Genomic DNA, 19,195 nt, shown 5'->3' with positions numbered 1-19,195 from the left:
CCTGCCTGCGATCCTTGCCGGACGCGTCCTAGATTGGCGTGCGCTCCCACAGGACGTCGAGCGCCCCGTCCACGTGGCCCACGGCGATGCGCGGATAGCGTTTCAGGCGCGCGCCCGCGAAGCCGTCGGCGAGCGCGGCGCGCACGACGCGCCGCACGAGCAGCACCCCGTCGTCGCCATCGGCGACGTCACCCGGCAGCGCGAGACGCGGGCGCGACGGCAGCCACACCTCGTCCAGCGCCCAGTCGGCGGCGGCCGGGTCGCAATCCGCGGCGCCGATCAATTCCACGGCGTGGTCGCCGGGCGTGATCGGGTGGACGTTGAAGCACAGCGCGCGCACGCCCGCGCGCCAGCTGCCGGCCGGCTCGCCGATCGCGCTCAGCAGCCAACGCCGAAAGGAGTCCTCGAAGCGCGCATCCTCGCAATAGGCATCGGGCGCGGGCTGCGGCATGCCGGCGCCGCCCGCGGCGTCAAGGTTGATCCAGCCAGTCATATTCCCAGCTCCACGGCATGTCGTCGGGCCCGAGCGCCTGCCGGCCCAGTTCCGGGAACAGGCGCTCCGCCCGCACGTCGTTCGACAGCATCACCACGCAGCGCTGGCCCGTCTCCAGGCACAGCACGAAGTCCGCCGTCGATTCGTCGTGGCCGCCGTCGAACCAGCCGGGGCCCGAGCGGTCCTCGAACGTGACGACACCGAGGCCCGCCGCCAGCTTCTGCGGCCACGCGGTCTCGGCGCCGTCGAACGCGGGGTAGCGACGGCGCGATGCGATCGGCAACCAGCCCGTCGAGAACGCGGCACGCGTGTCGGGCCGCAATCCGTCGCCGCGCATGATGCCGGCCCACAGCCTGGCCTGGTCCGCGATCGTCGTCTCCATCGAGCCCGCGGCGCGCACGCGGTAGCGGCGCTCGTGCGGCTGCAAGGTGCCGTCGAAGGCGTAGCCGTCCGCCGCGTTCTCCGAATACTCCGCGCGCCAATACATGCTCGTGCGGCGCATGCCGAAGCGGTCGAACACGCGCCGGCGCATTTCCTGCGCCACGTCCAGGCCGAGGCCTTGCTCGACGATCAGCTGCAGGATCGCATAGCCTTCGCTCGAATACGCATAGCGCTCGCCGGGATCGGTGTGGATGCGCAGCCGGCCGCCCGGCTCCATCCAGCGGTAGTCGGCGAGCCCGCCGCCGTGCGCGAGCAGCATGCGCGGCGTGATCGTCTGCCAGCGCGCGTCGCCGGCGAGGTCGGAAAAATCGTAGGGCCGCACGCGGTACGTGGGCAACGGATGCGGCAGCAGCTTCGTGACGGGCGCGTCGAGGTCGATCCGGCCCTCGTCGGCCAGCTGCAGCAGCATGTACGCGAAAGCCGCCTTCGTGAGGGCGCCGCCCGCCATGATGGTGTCCGGCGTCAGCGGCTGGCCGAGGGACGCGTTGCGCGTGCCCATCGCCTTCACGTTCACGACCTGCCCGTTCTCGATCGTCGCGAAGGCCAGGCCCTGCACCTGCTCGCGCCGCATCGCGCGCTGGATTTCCGGATCGGACAGCGATTGCATGGGGCGTAGCGGACGCGCGCAGCCCGCCACCAACATCGCCGCCATACCCACCGTCAACCACGTCCCGAACCGCATGCGCTCTCCCCAGACCCGCCGGATGCCGCACCGCGCGGCATCCAAGCCCGACATGATGCCATGAGAGCGCTAACTCCGTCATGACGATTCGTCAACGCGCACGCTTGTAGACGCGCACATAGTCGACCAGCATCTGCTGGGGGAACGCGGTCGTCGCATCCGGATTGCCGGGCCAGGCCCCGCCGACGGCCAGGTTCAGGATCACGAAGAACGGGTGTTCGAACACCCAGTCGCCCGTGACGGTGTCCGGCCGCGCCGTGTGGTACAGGATGCCGTCGCGGTACCAGCGGATCTCGCGCGGTTCCCATTCGACGGCGTAGACGTGGTAGTCGTCCGCATAGGTGCCCTGGTCGAGCCGCTGCGGCTTGCCGATGGCCTTGTCGCCGCTGTAGCCGGGGCCGTGCAGCGTGCCGTGCACGAGATCCGGCTCGCGGCCGATGTTTTCCATGATGTCGATCTCGCCGCAGCGGGGCCAGCCGGCCTGGCCGATGTCGGCCCCGAGCATCCAGAACGCGGGCCACATGCCCTGCCCGCGCGGTATCTTGATGCGCGCCTCGTAGCGGCCGTACGTGCGCTCGACCTTTCCCGCCGTCTTGATGCGCGCGGAGGTGTAGTGGCGTCCACCGTGGTCTTCCTTGCGGGCTTCGATGACGAGATTGCCGCCGTCGACGCGTACATTGCCGGGCGGGTCCGTATAGAACTGCAGCTCATGGTTGCCCCAGCCGTTGCCGCCCGTCTCCGGGATCCATTTGGTCCGGTCGAGCGTGCGGCCGTCGAATTCGTCGTGCCAGTCCAGCACCCAGCCGGGCGGCTGCGTGAGCGTTGATTGCGCATGGGCCGCAGTCCCCAGCGACAGGAAAACGGCAAGCACGGCGGCAGCGCGAAACGTGGGCATGCGACCTCCTCGTGGAAACGTTCCCAGACAGTTTCCAATATAGCACCGCGAATTTTTCGATGTCAAACGCGCCCTGTATTTTTCAGTGTGCCGTTTCGGCCACGCACTACTAAATATTCCGTTGACAATTATTTTTTCTGAACATAAGATTCGACCAGCATATGGAAACGTTTCCAGACATTGGAAACGATGTTGAAGCGGTGAAGAGAGATAAAAACAGAGGAGACCCAATGCATTACCCCAAGGCAAACCAAAAACTGATGAGCCTGGCCGTGGCGAGCGCCTGCGCCGCCCTGATTCCGGCCTACGCGCAGACGACCGCGACCGAAGACAGCCGCGGCGGCGACATCCCGACCACGTCGATCCAGCAGGTCACCGTCACGGGCCTGCGCCAGTCGCTGGCCTCGTCGCTGAACCTGAAGCGCCAGTCGGACGGGATCGTCGACGGCATCGTGGCCGAGGACATCGGCAAATTCCCCGACACGAACCTGGCCGAATCGCTGCAGCGCATCTCGGGGGTGTCGATCGACCGCGTGAACGGCGAAGGCCAGAAGATCACCGTGCGCGGCGTGGGTCCCGACTTCAACATGGTGCTGCTGAACGGCCGCCAGATGCCGACGTCGAACCTGGGCGACCTGAATGGCCGCTCGTTCGATTTCTCGAACCTGGCGTCGGAAGCGATCTCGCAGCTGCAGGTCTACAAGACGAGCCGCGCCGAGACGCCGACCGGCGGCATCGGCGCCACCGTCAACGTGATCACGGCGCGTCCGCTCGACAAACTGGGCACGTATTCGAGCATCGGCATCAAGGCCGTGCACGACACGTCGAACAACAACCTGCCGGGCGACGTCAAGGCCAGCACCTCCACCACGCCGGAATTCTCGGGCATCTATTCGACGACGTCGAAGGATGGCCACTGGGGCCTGGGCGTCTCCGCCAGCTACCAGGAACGCAACCTGGGCTTCAACCAGGCGTCCGTGTCGAGCGGCTGGAAAGGTCCGTTCCGCGGCGACGAGAACAACTGGGGCACGATCCCGCAGCCGGGTACCGCCGGCTCGGAAAACATCACGAACCGTCCGAAGCCCGGCGACATCTACCAGGTGCCGCAGAACCTGAACTACAGCATGACGGGCGTGAAGCGCCAGCGCACCAACGGCCAGTTGACCCTGCAGTGGCGGCCGGTCAAGGAGCTGACGACGACCCTCGACTACACGTACTCGGAAAACAAGCTGCAGACGAAGCGCAACGACGTCTCCGCCTGGTTCAACTTCGGCGCGTCGGCATCGTCGTGGACCAATGGCCCGATCGCCGCGCCGCTCGTCTACACGGAATTCATCCCAGCCGGGAACAGCGACATCGCGATGGGCGGCGCCGACTTCGCGACGAAAACGCAGAACAAGTCGCTCGGCTTCAATACCCAGTGGCGTGCCAGCAAGGATCTCAAACTCGAGTTCGACGCGCACCGTTCGACCGCGGAATCGAAGGCGGACAGCCCGTTCGGCTCGAACAATACGCTGGGCACCGCGAGCTTCTCGCGCGGCGACACGACGGCCGACTTCTCGCAGGAGTTCCCCGTCCTGTCGATCAAGGGCGCCAACTTCACCGGCGCGCCGCAGCAGGTCACCGGCTCCGTCTTCCAGAACGGCTACATGAAGGGCGAGGTCGACCAGCTCCAGTTCAAGGGCCGCCTGCGCATGCTGGAAGCGTCGAACCTGAACTTCGGCATCGGCACCATCGAGGTCAAGAACCGCTCCGCGTTCTCCACGCAGCAGCGCGACTCGTGGACCGGCGCGACGAAGCCGTCCGACTACCCGAGCAACCTGTGGCACGCCGACACGATCCGCCAGTACTTCGACCAGCTGGCCGGCAGCCAGAACCCGAACCTGTTCAACACCTTCTACACCTTCAACTTCGCGCAGGTGCGCGACGTGGTGTCGAAGGCATCCGGCCTGCCCGCGCTGTACCTGCCGAAGAACACGTACGACACGGACCAGCGCACCGGCGAAAAATCGAAGAGCCTCTACCTGCAGTTCAATACGGACTGGGATACGGCGCTGCCGATGCACACCGCGATCGGCGTGCGCTACGAGAAGACGGACGTCGTCTCCACCGCGCTCGTGCCGGCGGCCACCGCCATCACGATGGTCTCCGCCAACGAATTCCCGGTCACGTTCGGCGCCCCGACGTTCACGACCTTGACCGGCAAGTACCACCACCTGCTGCCGTCGGTCGACTGGGACATGGACCTGCGCGACGACATGAAGGTGCGCGCGAGCTATGGCGAGACCATCGGCCGTCCGCGCTACGACCAGATCGCCGGCGGCCAGATCCTGAATACGCTGGCGCGCGTGGACGGCGGCACGGGCTCGCAGGGCAATCCGGCGCTGAAGCCGGTCAAGTCGAAGAACTTCGACCTGTCGTGGGAGTGGTATTACGGGAAGGACAGCTTCTTCTCCGTGAACGCGTTCTATAAAGACCTGGAGAACTACGCCGGCCAGTCGAAGATCGACGCCACGCCGTTCAACCTGCACACGCCGGTGGGCGGCGCGCTGTGGAACGAAGCGTCGGCCGCCGGCTGCGGCACGGACCCGGCCTGCATCCGCAACTACATCTTCAAGAATCACCCGACCGCCGCGGGCGTGACGGTGACGGGCGTGGACAGCAGCGGCAACCCGACCGGCAACATCGTCGGCCAACCGGGCGATCCGGTGGCGCACTTCCAGATCACGACGTTCTCGAACCAGAAGAAGGCGAGCCTGAACGGCCTGGAACTCAATCTCCAGCACATGTTCGGCAACACCGGCTTCGGCATCTCGGCGAACTACACGTACGTGCACTCCGGACTGCGGTACGATAACGGCAGCGTGGGCGAACAATTCGCGCTGGTCGGCCTGTCGAACTCCGCCAACCTGGTCGGCATCTACGAGAACGACAAGTGGAACGTGCGCGCGGCCTACAACTGGCGCGGCGAGTTCCTGTCGTCGACGTTCGACGGCGCGGGCCCGAACCCGAACTACGTGGAGCCGTACGGCCAGCTCGACCTGTCGGTCGGCTACAACGTCACGCCGAAGCTGGTCGTGCAGTTCGAAGCCATCAACCTGACGAACGAGACGAGCCGCGTGCACAGCCGGACCACGCAGCAGGCCCTGTACGTGACGCAGACCGGACCGCGTTACATGCTGGGGGCACGCTACAAGTTCTAAGTTATCCGTCGTCCCCGCGCAGGCGGGAACGACGGGAATGTCGCGTACGGTCAGTCTGCCGTAATCGGTTTCAGCGTATAAATAGTTGTTCCAAAAGCAGCATTTTCAGGTAGACTCGTGCGGCCCACCGGAAAAAGGAAGCTGTGATGAGTAAACCCATCGAACACGTCGTGGTGGTCGGCGGCGGCTCCGCGGGCTGGCTGACGGCCGGCGTCCTCGCGGCCGAACACCCGCGCCTGACCGTCACGCTCGTCGAATCGCCGGGCGTGCCGCCCATCGGCGTCGGCGAAGGCACGTGGCCGTCCATGCGCGAGACGCTGCAGCGCATCGGCGTCTCCGAAGCCGCGTTCTTCCGCGAATGCGACGCCGCGTTCAAGCAGGGCTCGCGCTTCGAGCGCTGGGTCGACGGCAGCGACGGCGACGTCTATTTCCACCCCTTTTCCCTGCCCCAGGGCTATGGCGAGGCGAACCTCGTCGCGGCCTGGCAACGGTCGCATCGCGACGTGCCGTTCGCCGACCTGGTGAGTTACCAGCCGCATTTGTGCAAGCAGGGCCGCGCGCCGAAGCAGCCGCAGACGCCGGAATTCGCCGGCGTCGCCAACTACGGTTATCACCTCGACGCCGGCAAATTCGGCGTCTTCCTGCAAAAGCACTGCGTGGACAAGCTGCGCGTGCGCCACGTGCTGGCCCACGTCGTCGACATCCTGTCCACGGACGACGGCGACATCGCCGCGCTGCGCACGCGCGAGGCGGGCCTGATCGAGGGCGATCTGTTCATCGACTGCACGGGCATGGCCTCGCTGCTGCTGGGCCGCCACTACGGCGTGCCGCTCGTGTCGCAGCGCGACGTGCTGTTCAACGACCGTGCCCTCGCCGTGCAGGTGCCCTATCCAACGGAAGACACGCCCATCGCGTCGCAGACGACCTCCACCGCCCAGCCGCACGGCTGGACCTGGGACATCGGCCTGCCCGCGCGGCGCGGCATCGGCTACGTGTATTCCAGCGCCCACGTCGACGACGACGCGGCGGAGGCGACGCTGCGCACCTATCTGGCTTCCACGGGCATCGGCGGGGCGGTCCCGCAACCGCGGAACATCGCGTTCGACCCCGGCTACCGCGCCCGCTTCTGGGAACGCAACGTGGTCGCGATCGGCCTGTCCGCCGGGTTCATCGAGCCGCTGGAAGCGTCCGCGCTCGCGCTCGTGGAACTGTCCGCGGCCTGGCTGGCGGACGACATGCCCGCCACGCGTGCACAGATGGATACGATCGCCGCCCGCTTCAACGAAGCCTTCACGTACCGCTGGGAGCGCATCATCGACTTCCTGAAGCTGCACTACGTACTGTCGAAGCGCACGGATACCGCCTACTGGCTCGATCACCGCGCGCCCGGCACGCAGTCGCCGCGGCTGCGCGAACTGCTTGCGCTGTGGCGCACGCGCGCGCCGTCGCGGCGCGACTTCCCGCGCATCGAAGAAATCTTCCCGTCCGCGAGCTGGCAGTACGTCCTGTACGGGATGGGCTTCCGGCCCGAATTGACCGAGCGCGCCTCCGACCTGCCGGAGGCTGCCTCCCAGTACTTCCGCGAGGCCGCGCGGCTCACCGCCCGGATGCTGCCGCAGCTGCCCGCGAACCGCGAGATGCTCCACCACATCCGCCAGTACGGCATGCCGCCGGGCTAGCGGAGACACCACCAAAATACCAATAACGAGAGAGACTACCACCGATGGCCAACCATGCACCCCTGAACAACGTCGACCACAAGAACCTGCGCGTGGTCACCACCCGCGGCGCGGCGTACGGCGACGCCGTGATGTCGGCGCTGACCTTCCCCGCCGAATTCCGCGACCTGCAGGCCTGCTACCCGATCGTCTTCGCGCAGGACGGCAACGGCGGCTACGACGCGCTCGCCCTGCTCGGCTTCGAACAGGGCGAAAACCTGTTCCTCGGCCCGAACGGCTGGGACGCGCCGACGATCCCGCTGACGATCGAACGCCAGCCGTTCGTGATCGGCCGCAGCGGCGAGGAACTGTCCGTCCACGTCGACCTGGACAGCCCGCGCGTGCGCGACGGCGGCATCGAGGGCGAGGCGCTGTTCCTCACCTATGGCGGCACGAGCGAATACCTGGAACGCATCAGCTCCGTGCTGCGCACCATCCACGAAGGCCTCGCCGCATCGCGCGCGTTCGTCGCCGCGCTCGTCGAGCTGGAACTGATCGAATCGTTCGTGCTGGACGTGGAACTGGACGACGGCTCGCAGAACCGCCTGGCCGGCTTCTACACGATCAACGAAGACCGCCTCGCGAAGCTGACGGGCGAGCAGCTCGCGCGCCTGCACGACAACGGCTATCTGCAGGCCATCTACATGGCGGTGGCGTCGCTGGCGCAGTTCCGCGGCCTGATCCAACGGAAGAACCGCGCCAATGACCTCCGTTAAGCACGTCCGGGAAGTCTCGTTCGGCGACAACAAGCTGCCGGACGAGATGCTGCGCGCAACGCGGCCCTACATCGTACGCGGCCTCGCGGCCGGCTGGCCCCTCGTGCAAAGGGGACGCGCATCCGCCGAAAGCGCAGACGCCTACCTGCGCCGGTTTTATCGTGACGCGACCGTCAACGCCATGCTCGGCCCGCCGCAGATCGGCGGCCGCTTCTTCTACAACGACACGATCACGGGCTTCAACTTCCACAACGTGCGCGGGCGGCTCGACCAGGTGCTGGACGAACTGGCCGAACACCGCAAGCGGCCGGATCCCGGCGCGATCTACGTGGGCTCGACGTCGATCGACGGCGCCCTGCCCGGCCTGCGCGCCGAGAACGACCTGGACCTCGGCGACCGCAATCCGCTGGCCAGCATCTGGATCGGCAACCGCACCGTCGTCGCCACGCACTACGACCTGCCCGACAATATGGCGGTCGTCGCGGTTGGCGAGCGGCGCTTCACGCTGTTCCCGCCGGACCAGCTGAAGAACCTGTACGTCGGCCCGCTCGACTTCAATCCGGCCGGCCAGGCGATCAGCCTCGTCGACGTGCGCAACCCCGACTTCGAGCGCTTCCCGCGCTACGCCGAGGCGCTGCAGCACGCGGAAGTGGCCGAGATGGGGCCGGGCGACGCGCTGTTCATCCCGTCGATGTGGTGGCACCACGTGGAAGCGCTGTCCGCGTTCAACGTGCTCGTGAACTACTGGTGGCGCCAGTCCCCGGACTACATGGACACGCCGACGAACGCGTTGATGCTGGCGATCCTGACGATGCGCGACCTGCCGCCCGAGCAGCGGCGCGCGTGGCAGGAAATCTTCCGCCACTACATCTTCGAGCCGGACCCCGCAAACCTCGCGCACATTCCCGAGAATGCGCGCTATGCGCTGTCGCCGCTCGACGAGGACGGCGCCCGCGTGCTGCGTGGCCAGCTGCTGCGCCGCATAAACAGATAAGACTAAAGAAGACAACGCGTACAAGCCAGGAGTAGAGACATGGAGAACAACAACCAACAAGGACGCGGCCGCCCGATCCGGCGCGTCGTCATCGCCGGCGGCGGCACCGCCGGCTGGATGGCCGCGGCGGCGCTGGCGCGCACCCTCGGCAAGGTCGTCGACATCAAGCTCGTCGAGTCGGACGACATCGGGACCGTCGGCGTGGGCGAGGCGACGATCCCGAGCCTCGTGCACTTCCACCGCCTGCTCGACATCGGCGAACAGGAATTCATGGCCGCCACGCAGGCCACGTTCAAGCTGGGCATCAGCTTCGAAAGCTGGCGCGCGCGCGGCGAAGACTATATCCACTCGTTCGGCATGACGGGCACCGACCACTGGACGGCCGGCTTCCAGCACTTCTGGCTGAAGGGCCGCGACCGCGGCCTCGCCGGCGACTACGGCGACTACTGCCTGGAACTGGTCGCGTCACAGGAAAAGCGCTTCGGCCACCTGCCGAACCAGGGCATCAACTATGCCTACCACCTGGACGCGACGCGCTACGCCCGCTACCTGCGCCGCTTTTCCGAGCACTTCGGCGCCGAGCGCATCGAAGCGAAGATCGCCAGCGTCGACACCGACCCGGCCACAGGCCACATCACCGCGCTCGTGCTGGATTCGGGCACACGCGTCGAGGGCGACCTGTTCATCGACTGCACGGGCTTCCGCTCGCTGCTGCTGGGCCAGACGATGGGCGCCGAGTACGAAGACTGGTCGCAATGGCTGTTCAACGACTGCGCGATCGCCGTACAGACGGAATCCACCGGCCCGGCCGTGCCGCTGACGCGCTCGATGGCGCACGACTGGGGTTGGCAATGGCGCATCCCGCTGCAGCACCGCACGGGCAACGGCGTCGTGTTCTCCAGCCGCTACACGGACGAAGCCACGGCACGCGCCACGCTGCTCGGCAACATCGAGGGGAAGGTCCTCACGGAGCCGCGCGTGATCCGCTTCACGCCGGGCCAGCGCAAGAAGGTCTGGGTCGGCAACTGCATCGGCCTGGGCCTCGCGAGCGGCTTCCTGGAACCGATCGAATCGACGAGCATCCACCTGATCCAGCGCGGCATCGTGCGCCTGCTGCAGACGTTCCCGACTTACGGCATCCAGCAGGCGGACGTCGACGAATTCAACCTGCAGACCGAGGAAGACATCCGCACGATCCGCGACTTCATCATCCTGCATTACAAGGTCACGAACCGGCGCGACACGCCGTACTGGCACGACGCGGCATTGATGCCGGTGCCGGACAGCCTGCAGCACCGCATCGACCTGTTCCGCGGCGGCGCCCGCGTCTTCCGCGAAGGGAACGAACTCTTTGCGGAAAACTCGTGGGTGCAGGTGATGCTGGGCCAGGGCCTCACGCCCGAACGCTGGCATCCGAGCGCGGACCTGATGGGCGACGACGAGCTGCGCGGCTTCCTGGACGGCATCCGGAACGGCGTGCGCCGCACGGCGTCGCAACTGCCGCCGCACCAGCAATACGTGGAGCGCTACTGCCCGGCGGGCAAGCCGTGACGGCGGCGGCCGGCGGCTTCGCCGACACCAGGCGGCACTACCCCGTCCTCGACGGCCTGCGCGGCGTCGCGGCGCTGACGGTCGTCGCGTTCCACCTGTGCGAGGCGCATGCCGTCAACCGCTTCGCGCAGGTGATCAACCACGGCTACCTGGCGGTCGACTTCTTCTTCCTGCTGTCCGGCTTCGTGATCGGCTATGCCTACGACGACCGCTGGCGGCGCATGTCGCTGGGCGAGTTCTTCCAGCGCCGGCTGATCCGCCTGCATCCGATGATCGTCGTCGCGATGGCGATCGGCGCGCTGATGTTCTATTTCCAGGCCGGGCCGCTGTTCCCGATGATCGCGGACACGCCCCTGTGGCGCGTGCTGCTGATCATGGTGATCGGCATGACCCTGCTGCCGGTGCCACCCAGCATGGACCTCCGTGGCTGGGCCGAGATGCATCCCCTGAACGGCCCGGCATGGTCGCTGTTCTTCGAATACGTGGCGAACGTGCTGTACGCGCTGGTGCTGCGGCGGCTGCCGAACCGGATCCTCGGCGTGCTCGCGCTGCTGGCCGGCGCGGCGCTTGTTCACTACCTGCTGGCGGGCCCGAACGGCGACGTGATCGGCGGCTGGTCGCTGGACCCCGCACAGTTCCAGCTCGGGTTCACGCGCCTGGCCTACCCGTTCCTGGCGGGACTGCTGCTGTCGCGCGTCGTGCGGCCGGGCCGCGTCGCGTACGCGTTCCCGGTCAGCGCCGCGATCCTGTTCGCCACGATGGCGTTGCCGCGCATCGGCGGCCCGGACACACTGTGGATGAACGGGCTGTACGAAGCGGTGTGCATCGTCGCCGTGTTCCCGTTCGTCATCTGGCTCGGCGCCAGTGCGCAGGGAAGCGCCCGTACGGCCCGCGTGTGCGCCGCGCTGGGCGGGCTGTCGTATCCGCTCTACATCGTCCACTATCCGTTCGTCTACACGTACACGGCGTGGACCAACGCGAACCACGTGTCGTTGCGGGACGGCGTGCCCGTCGCCGCGGCTACCTTCGCCGTCTGCGTCGCGCTGGCGTGGCTGCTGCTGAAGTACTACGACGAACCCGTGCGCGCCTGGCTCACGCGGCGCTGGATGGAGCGCAAGCCGGCGGTCGCCGCGCCGGCCGCGAACGGCTGATCAGCCCTGGCCGAGGTGCTCGTACAGGATCAGCGATCCGATCGCGATCAGTACGAGCCCGCCCACGAATTCGGCGCGCTTGCCCACCAGCTTGCCGAGGCCGCGTCCCACCATCACGCCGATCGTCACCATGATGAACGTCGACAGGCCGATCGCGCCGGCCGTCGTGACGATGTTCGCGTCGATGAATGCGAGGCCCACGCCGACGGCCATCGCGTCGATACTCGTCGCGAAGCCTGCCACGGCCAGCAGCCAGAACGAGTGGCTCGTCGGCTTGTCGTCCTCGGCTTCGTCCGCGCCCGACAGGCCTTCGCGCATCATGCGCAGGCCCAGCACGCCCAGCAGGGTGAACGCGATCCAGTGGTCCCACGCCTGGACATACGGCGCGGCCCAATGGCCCAGCGCCCAGCCGATGACGGGCGTGAGGCCTTCGATCACGCCGAAGATGGCGCCCGTGCGCAGGGCTTCGCGGAGATGGGGACGTTGCAGCGCGGCGCCCTTGCCGACGGCGACGGCGAATGCGTCGGTGGACATGGCGAGGGCGAGTGCTGCGGTGGCGAGGAGATTCATTGTGGTTCCAGTCGGGCAAACGCGAAGGCATGCCGGCGCGGCCCGATGAACGCGCAGGCATACCAAAGGTCTTGCCAACCGAAACGGCTGCCCGTACCACGTCAGCCGGGGCTGTCGAGTATGTTGATACGGGAACTTCCGCAGGGCGGAAGCAGGCTACTCCCCAATGGGATGCCGGCATTTTACTGCAAAAGATGCCGGCATGGCCAGTCTCAGGCGGTGGTGGCCCCCTGGCGATGCAGGTTCGCATACTTCACGCCGAAGAACAGGATGAAGCCATAGCAGGCCGCCGGCACGAAGAACGACGGCTGCACGCCGATGCGGTCGGCCAGCCAGCCTTGCAGGAACGGCACGATGGCGCCGCCCACGATCGCCATGCACAGGATGCCGGAGCCCTGGCCCGTGTGGCGTCCCAGGCCGTGCAGCGCCATGCTGAAGATCGTCGGGAACATGATCGAATTGCACAACCCGACGGCGAGGATCGCCCACATCGCGGCCTGGCCCCGGCCGAAGATCGCGGCCAGCACGAGCGCGATGGCCAGCAGCGCGTTGAACGCGAGCGCCTTGCCGGGGCTGACGACGCGCATCACGGCAAAGCCGATGAAACGCCCGATCAGCGCCCCGCCCCAGTACACGCTGACGTAGCTCGCCGCCTGCGCCGCCGGCAGCCCCGCCACCTGCTGCTCGCCGAGGAAGTTGACGAGGAAGCTGCCGATGCTGACTTCACCGCCCACGTACAGGAAGATGGCGACGGCGCCCAGCACGAGATGGCGATGATGCAGCGCGGAGCCGACGGCACCCGCAGCGGGCACCTCGGCATCCGCATGGTCGATGCGCGGCAGCCGGGCCAGCGCGAACAGCCCGGCGAGGAGCGCGAGCGCCGCGGCGAGCGCGAGATACGGTCCCTGCACGGCCGCCGCCTGGTCGGCCGCGACGGTGCTAGCGCCGGCGAGGATCAGCATGCCGCCCAGCGCCGGGCCCACCGTCGTGCCCAGCGAGTTGAACGCCTGCGTGAGCGTCAGGCGGCTCGATGCCGTCGCGGCCGGGCCGAGCACCGTCACGTACGGGTTCGCGGCCACCTGCAGGATCGTGATGCCGGCCGCCAGCACGAAGAACGCGAACAGGAACAGGCCGTAGCCGCCCTGCGCGGCCGGATAGAACAGCGCGCAGCCCCCGGCCGCGATCAACAGGCCCGTGACGGCGCCTTTCTGGTAGCCGATGCGGCGGATCAGCGCGCCGGCCGGCAGCGACACGATGAAATAGGCGCCGAAGAAGCAGAACTGCACGAGCATCGCCTGCAGGTAGTTCAGCGTGTAGATCGCCTTCAGGTGCGGGATCAGCACGTCGTTCAGCGACGTGAGCAGGCCCCACATGAAAAACAGGATCGTGACGATGACGAGCGGGCCGGTGTTGGTCGCGCCCGCGGACGATGCCGCGCTCACGGGCACGGACGGGTTGGGGGAAGCTGCCATGGAATCTCCTTTGTTATGGTTATGGTGTTGCGGCGTCGAGCAGCGCGGCCGCGCCGCGCAGTGCGGGATACGGTTCGGTGACGAGCCGCGTCGGGATGCGCGCCAGGTTAGCCCGCAGCCGGCCCTTGCCCTCGAAGCGGGCGCACCGTGACGTCGGGCGCGGCCAGCAGGCGCAAGCCACTCATCGCAGGTCCTCGCATTTGACGGTGCCGGTGTCCGCGGTGACGTCGACGTTGCCGAAGGCGGCCGTGAAAGCGCCGTCGCTGGCCACGCGGAACGGCGTGTCGACTCTCGCCAGGTCCACGCCGCGCGCGCGGAAGCAGGCCAGCGGGATCGCGACCTCCTGCCGCCCCTTGCCGGCCAGGCCCGTGAACAGCCTGGTCGCATCCAGCGGCGTACCGCAGGCGGTGCCGCCGCAGGCCATTGCGATCGTCACCTTGCCGGCGGGCGCCTGCCGCACGATCGTGTCGAAGCGCAGCACGCCCTTGTCCGCGAGCGCGGCGGGCAGCGCGAGCGGCTTGCCGCCGTGCGCTTCGAACACCGCCGGCGCCGTCCACGAGACGAGCTTCGCATCCTGCTGCGTCTTGATCTGGGCGATGGCGACCGAGATTCCCGGCAGGCTGGTGCCCGCATTGAGGTCGGCGCCCAACGGCTGCACGGCCGTGCCGCTGGCGATCCGCAGCGGGAAGCTCGCGCGGTCCGCCTGGCCGTACACGGGGTACGTGTCGGACGCGCTGCAGCCGCCGGCCGGATACGTCGCATCCAGCGTGCCGAGGTGCGAACGCTCGCCGCGTTCGAGGCCGTAGCCGTACGCGAACAGCGGCGCATAGCCGGCGTCTCCCACGTTCAGCGGCGTCTGGCACACGGACTTCGGCCACGAGAACGACAGCTTGCCGCGGAATTCATGGGGCTTCGCGTCCTTGCCCGCGACGAGCAGGTCCGAGACGCCCTTGCCTTCCGTGCCGGGCAGCCAGGCCGCGATGAACGTGTCCGACAGGTTCAGCAAGTCGTTTACCCACAGCGGGCGGCCGGACAGGAACACGGTCACCACGGGCTTGCCCTTGCCGTGTACCTTCTGCAGCACGGCCAGGTCTTCCGGATAGCGGCTCGAATGGCGCAGCGTGCCCGAGGGGACGATGTCGCCGTCGCCTTCCGCATACGGCGCCTCGCCGATCACGGCGATGACGGCGTCGAACCTGGCCGGGTCCACGCCGGCGGCGTCCGCGCTGTACGTGACGTTACTGCCCGCCGCCTTCAGCCCCGCGAGGATCGTCTCGGCCTTCGGGAAATCGGCATTCGTGTTCGCCGTGCCCTGCCACGTCAGCGCCCAGCCGCCGGTCTGGTTGGCCATGCTGTCGGCGGCCTTGCCGACGACGAGGATGCGTTTGTTCGTGGCCAGCGGCAGCGCCGGTCCTTCGTTCTTCAGCAACACGAGCGATTCGCGCACGGCGCGGCGGCCCAGGTCCTTCGCGAGCAGCGCGTCGTCCTTGCCGGCCCAGGCGGATTGCGACGGGCGCTTGCCGAACACGCCGGCGCGCAGCTTCACGCGCACGATGCGGCCGACGGCGTCGTCGATGCGCGCCATCGGGATGCGGCCCGCCTCGACGTCCCCGATCGTATTGGAAATAAAGGCCTTCCAGTCGTTCGGCACCATGACCATGTCGATGCCCGCGTTGATGGCCTGGGCGCAGCTGTCGTTGCGGCAGCCCGGCACTTCGCCGTGGCCGTTCCAGTCCGTGACGACGAAACCGTCGAAGCCCATCCGGTCTTTCAGGATATCGGTGAGCATATAGTGGCTGCCGTGCACCTTGCCGTAGTCCTTGCCGGCCGCGACGTCGTTCCACGAATTGAACGAGGCCATGACGGTCTGCGCGCCCGCCTCGATGCCGGCGTAGTAACCCTGCGCGTGGATATTCATCATGTCGCGCTCGCCGACTTTCGCGACACCCATGTTGATGCCGAACTCCGTGCCGCCGTCGGCCATGTAGTGCTTGATGCTGGCGATGACGTTCGCGTCGTCCTTCAGCGCGCCCTGCAGGCCCGCCACGTACGGGCCGGACAGGCGTCGCACCAGTTGCGGGTCTTCCGAAAAGCTTTCGTAGGTGCGCCCCCAACGGTCGTCGCGCACGACGGCCACGGTTGGGCCGAACACCCATGCGATGCCGGTCGCGCGCACGGCCTTGCCCGTGGCGGCGCCAATGGCTTGCACCAGTTCCGGGTCACGCGCGGCGCCGAGGCCGATATTGTGGGGGAACATGGTGGCGCCGTAGACGTTGTTGTGACCATGGACGGCGTCCGTGCCCCAGATCATCGGGACCTTGACGGCCATGTCGGTCGCCATCGACGCGTCGTAAAAGGCATCCGCGAGCTTCAGCCAGTCGGCCGCGCTCGCGTGCTTGTCGTTGTGCGGCCAGCTGCCGCCGCCGTTCAGCACGGAGCCGAGGTAGTACATGCGCACGTCGTCCGGCGTCACGGCCTTCAGTTCGGCCTGCGTCATCTGGCCGATCTTTTGCGCGAGCGTCATGCGGCCGACGATCTCGCGCACGCGCGCCTCGAGGGCGGCGTCCGGGGCAATGGCGCTCTTCAGGTGCGGCCAGGCCGTGATCTGTGGCGCGGCCGTCGCGCAGAACGCGGCGGCGGCCAGCGCGGACGCGACGGCGAGCCGGATGTGGCTGGGGCGATGGGTGGTCATGCGGGGTCTCCAGGGGTCATTCGTTATCGTGTGTGGCCGATTGGAAACGATTCCAATCGACCCCGCAGATATTGACGGCAAACGCCCGCGCTGTCAATCACCCGCTCGCGTTCACGCCCCGCGCAGGAACCGGCGATACCATTTCGCGCTGTCCTTCAGCCGGCGTTCCTGCGTCGCGTAATCCACATGCACGAGGCCGAAACGGCGCAGATAGCCCTCCGCCCACTCGAAATTGTCCAGCAGGCTCCACGCGAAATAGCCTTTCACGGGCACGCCATCGGCCACGGCCTGGCGCAGCGCGGCCAGGTGGCGCATCAGGTAGCGCCGGCGCTCGACGTCGCGCACGGCGCCGTCTCCCGCCACCACGTCGTCGTAGCACGAGCCGTTTTCCGTCACGTACAGCGGGCCGGGACGGTAGTCGCGGTCGACCCGGGCCAGCAGTTCGGACAGTCCCTGCGGCGCCACGGGCCAGCCCATCGCCGTGATCTCCCCTTGCGCCGGCAGGATGCGGGCGCCGAGCGGGCCGTGGTCCGGATCGTGCGCCACCGTCTCCGGGAAGTAGTAGTTCACGCCGAGGAAGTCGGTCGGCACGGCGATGTCGTCCAGGTCGCCCGGGAGCACGACGGGCGCCGCCTTGCCCACTTGCGCGAGCGTCGCTTGCGGGTAGCCGCGGCCGTACAGCGGGTCGAGGAACCAGCGGTAGCGCAGGCCGTCGTGGCGTTCCATCGCCGCGACGTCCTCCGGCGCGGCGCTCGCGGGCCGCAGCGGGTGCAGGCTGAGCGAGATGCCGACCTGCGCGCCCGGCACGTTCGCGCGGATCGCGGGCACCGCCCTGCCGTGGGACAGCAGCACGTGGTGCGCGACCTGCAGCGCCGTGCCGAGGTCGGTCAGGCCCGGCGCATGCCAGCCTTCGTAATTGCCGATGATGGCCGTGCACCAGGGCTCGTTGTGCGTGATCCAGTGGCCCACACGGTCGCCGAGGCGGCGCGTCGCCGCGTCGGCCAGGTCGACGAACGCGCCGACCGTGTCGCGCGACGCCCAGCCGCCCCGGTCCTGCAGCCATTGCGGCAGGTCCCAGTGGTACAGCGTGGCCCACGGCTGCAGGCCCCGTTCCAGCATGCCGTCGACGAGGCGGTCGTAGAAATCGAGGCCCTTCGCATTCGGCTTCTCACTCACCCCGTCGCAGATGCGCGGCCAGGCGATCGAGAAGCGGTACGCGTTCAGGCCGAGGTCGCGGCCGATGTCGAGATCAACCGGCCAGCGGTGGTAATGGTCGCACGCGACCTCGCCCGAGGAACCGTCGCGGATCTTGCCCGGCGTCGCGGCGAAGCGGTCCCAGATGGATTCGACCCGGCCGTCGACGCTGCCGGCGCCCTCGATCTGGTACGACGACGTGGCGCAGCCCCACAGGAAATCGGAGCCGAAGTCGGCGCGCTGCGGCGCCTGCGGTTCGGGGCCGTCGGCGCCCGGGAAGAAATCGTAGGTGGTCATCGTAGTCTTTGTCGTTATGATTGGAAAGCTTTCCAGTGGCGCCGCGAAAAAAGGCGCGCATGCGGCGGCGCGCCGGTCGGGAAGTCGGGTCAGGCCGCCTTTCGCTTCGCGCCCGGGGCCTTGGCCAGCGAGGCGCGCAACGTCACGCTGACGGGGAATTCGCGCGTGACGGGACGGCGCATGTCGTAGCACAGGTTCAGCAAGGCGTTGATGCCGTTCTGCGTCATCTCGCGCCACGGCATGTGCACGGACGTGAGGCGCGGTGCCGAGAAGGCGGCGCTCGGCGTGTCGTCGTACCCCAGCACGGACAGGTCGTGCGGCACGCGGATGCCCGCTTCCTGGAAGTAGGACAGCGCGCCCACGGCCATCTCGTCGTTCGCGCAGAACAGCGCCGTGCACGGGTAGCCGGAATCGAGCAGCTGCTTGGCTGCGGCCCAGCCGCCGGCCGGCGAAAAGTCGCTCTCCAGGCGCCAGATCTTCGCGGGGTCGATGCCGTTGTCGCGCAGCTCGCTCATGAAGCCGTCGATGCGGGCGCGGTTGTCCTCGAGCTGGCGCGGGCCTTCGACGACGGCGATCTTGCGGTGCTTGTGGTCCAGCAGCGCGCGCGCCGCGAGGCGGCCGCCCAGCGTGTGGTCGACGGTGAAGCACTGGTCGGGCATGGAATCGAAGCTGTGGTTCAGCGCAACGAGCTGGCCGGACTTCGCGCCCAGCGCGGCCAGGTCTTCTTCCAGCAGCGCACTGGTCATCACGACGAGGCCGTCGCAGCCCCGTTCGACGAGGAATTCGACGCCCTCGATGGCCTGGCGGCGCTCGTCGCCGAGCCCGACGCCGAACGCGAGCACCATGTGCACGCCGGCCGCGCGCAGTTCCGTGTCGATGATCTGCAGGATCGGCGTGTAGAACGTCCCGCTCAGCACGGGGATGTACACGCCGACCATGCGGCTCGTGCCGGACAGCAGCGCGCGCGCCGCGTGCGAGGGCCGGAAACCCAGCTCGTCGATTGCCTTCTTCACGCGTGCCAGCGTCGCGGGCGACACGGAGCCCTTTCCGCTCACCACGCGCGACGCGGTGCCCAGGCCCACGCCGGCCAGCTTCGCTACGTCCTTGATAGTTGCCACAAACTCTT

At 67.9% G+C, this 19,195-nt stretch carries 15 protein-coding genes; 6 read left to right on the top strand and 9 right to left on the bottom strand.

Features of this window, described 5'->3' with window-relative positions:
• Positions 1-28 precede the first annotated feature (28 nt).
• The 3 genes from ACL58G_RS19955 to ACL58G_RS19945 all read right to left on the bottom strand — a co-directional run bounded on the left by ACL58G_RS19955 (position 29) and on the right by ACL58G_RS19945 (position 2,511).
• Positions 29-493 carry a hypothetical protein gene (locus ACL58G_RS19955; protein ID WP_440962913.1) on the bottom strand — a complete coding sequence of 155 codons (465 nt, stop codon included), beginning with the start codon at positions 491-493 and terminating at the stop codon, positions 29-31.
• Positions 471-1,616: a serine hydrolase domain-containing protein gene (locus ACL58G_RS19950; protein ID WP_440962912.1), complete on the bottom strand. Its 1,146-nt coding sequence runs from the start codon at positions 1,614-1,616 to the stop codon at positions 471-473. The genes ACL58G_RS19955 and ACL58G_RS19950 overlap by 23 nt, the downstream gene beginning before the upstream one ends.
• A gap of 91 nt (positions 1,617-1,707) precedes the next feature.
• Positions 1,708-2,511, bottom strand: coding sequence for a glycoside hydrolase family 16 protein (locus ACL58G_RS19945; RefSeq protein ID WP_440962911.1), 804 nt, complete (start codon positions 2,509-2,511; stop codon positions 1,708-1,710).
• Between the two features lie 230 nt (positions 2,512-2,741).
• On the opposite strand from ACL58G_RS19945, the gene ACL58G_RS19940 reads away from it, so the two are divergent.
• The 6 genes from ACL58G_RS19940 to ACL58G_RS19915 all read left to right on the top strand — a co-directional run bounded on the left by ACL58G_RS19940 (position 2,742) and on the right by ACL58G_RS19915 (position 11,844).
• Positions 2,742-5,714, top strand: a complete 2,973-nt coding sequence (locus ACL58G_RS19940; protein WP_440962910.1) for a TonB-dependent receptor — start codon at positions 2,742-2,744, stop codon at positions 5,712-5,714.
• Positions 5,715-5,860: 146 nt separating this feature from the next.
• Positions 5,861-7,393 (top strand): tryptophan halogenase family protein, encoded by a 1,533-nt coding sequence (locus ACL58G_RS19935; protein WP_440962909.1) that lies wholly within the window; start codon positions 5,861-5,863, stop codon positions 7,391-7,393.
• Between the two features lie 44 nt (positions 7,394-7,437).
• A complete protein-coding gene (locus ACL58G_RS19930; RefSeq protein WP_413388792.1) occupies positions 7,438-8,148 on the top strand; it encodes a SapC family protein in 711 nt (236 codons plus the stop codon).
• Positions 8,135-9,142 (top strand): cupin-like domain-containing protein, encoded by a 1,008-nt coding sequence (locus ACL58G_RS19925; RefSeq protein ID WP_440962908.1) that lies wholly within the window; start codon positions 8,135-8,137, stop codon positions 9,140-9,142. Before ACL58G_RS19930 ends, ACL58G_RS19925 begins: the two co-directional genes overlap by 14 nt.
• 39 nt (positions 9,143-9,181) lie before the next feature.
• A complete protein-coding gene (locus tag ACL58G_RS19920; RefSeq protein WP_440962907.1) occupies positions 9,182-10,693 on the top strand; it encodes a tryptophan halogenase family protein in 1,512 nt (503 codons plus the stop codon).
• Positions 10,690-11,844, top strand: a complete 1,155-nt coding sequence (locus ACL58G_RS19915; RefSeq protein WP_440962906.1) for an acyltransferase family protein — start codon at positions 10,690-10,692, stop codon at positions 11,842-11,844. Before ACL58G_RS19920 ends, ACL58G_RS19915 begins: the two co-directional genes overlap by 4 nt.
• On the opposite strand, the gene mntP is transcribed toward ACL58G_RS19915, so the two are convergent.
• The 6 genes from mntP to ACL58G_RS19885 form a co-directional block, all read right to left on the bottom strand.
• Positions 11,845-12,414: a manganese efflux pump MntP gene (gene mntP / locus ACL58G_RS19910; protein WP_413339827.1), complete on the bottom strand. Its 570-nt coding sequence runs from the start codon at positions 12,412-12,414 to the stop codon at positions 11,845-11,847.
• A 212-nt stretch (positions 12,415-12,626) separates the two neighbouring features.
• Complete coding sequence (locus tag ACL58G_RS19905) at positions 12,627-13,886, bottom strand: sugar MFS transporter (RefSeq protein ID WP_440962905.1); 1,260 nt, start codon at positions 13,884-13,886, stop codon at positions 12,627-12,629.
• A gap of 19 nt (positions 13,887-13,905) precedes the next feature.
• Positions 13,906-14,067, bottom strand: coding sequence for a glucokinase (locus ACL58G_RS19900; RefSeq protein ID WP_440962904.1), 162 nt, complete (start codon positions 14,065-14,067; stop codon positions 13,906-13,908).
• Positions 14,068-16,578 (bottom strand): glycoside hydrolase family 3 N-terminal domain-containing protein, encoded by a 2,511-nt coding sequence (locus ACL58G_RS19895; RefSeq protein WP_440962903.1) that lies wholly within the window; start codon positions 16,576-16,578, stop codon positions 14,068-14,070.
• A 111-nt stretch (positions 16,579-16,689) separates the two neighbouring features.
• The gene (locus ACL58G_RS19890) at positions 16,690-18,069 is read right to left on the bottom strand and encodes a GH1 family beta-glucosidase (protein WP_440962902.1); all 1,380 of its coding nucleotides are present in this window, start codon (positions 18,067-18,069) and stop codon (positions 16,690-16,692) included.
• 89 nt (positions 18,070-18,158) lie between these two features.
• Positions 18,159-19,187: a LacI family DNA-binding transcriptional regulator gene (locus ACL58G_RS19885; RefSeq protein WP_413388801.1), complete on the bottom strand. Its 1,029-nt coding sequence runs from the start codon at positions 19,185-19,187 to the stop codon at positions 18,159-18,161.
• Positions 19,188-19,195: the final 8 nt, after the last annotated feature.

The organism is Massilia sp. GER05, from assembly GCF_052056005.1.
GTDB classification, from domain to species: Bacteria; Pseudomonadota; Gammaproteobacteria; order Burkholderiales; family Burkholderiaceae_D; genus Telluria; species Telluria orientalis.
This window is presented reverse-complemented; position numbering and strand designations above follow the sequence as displayed.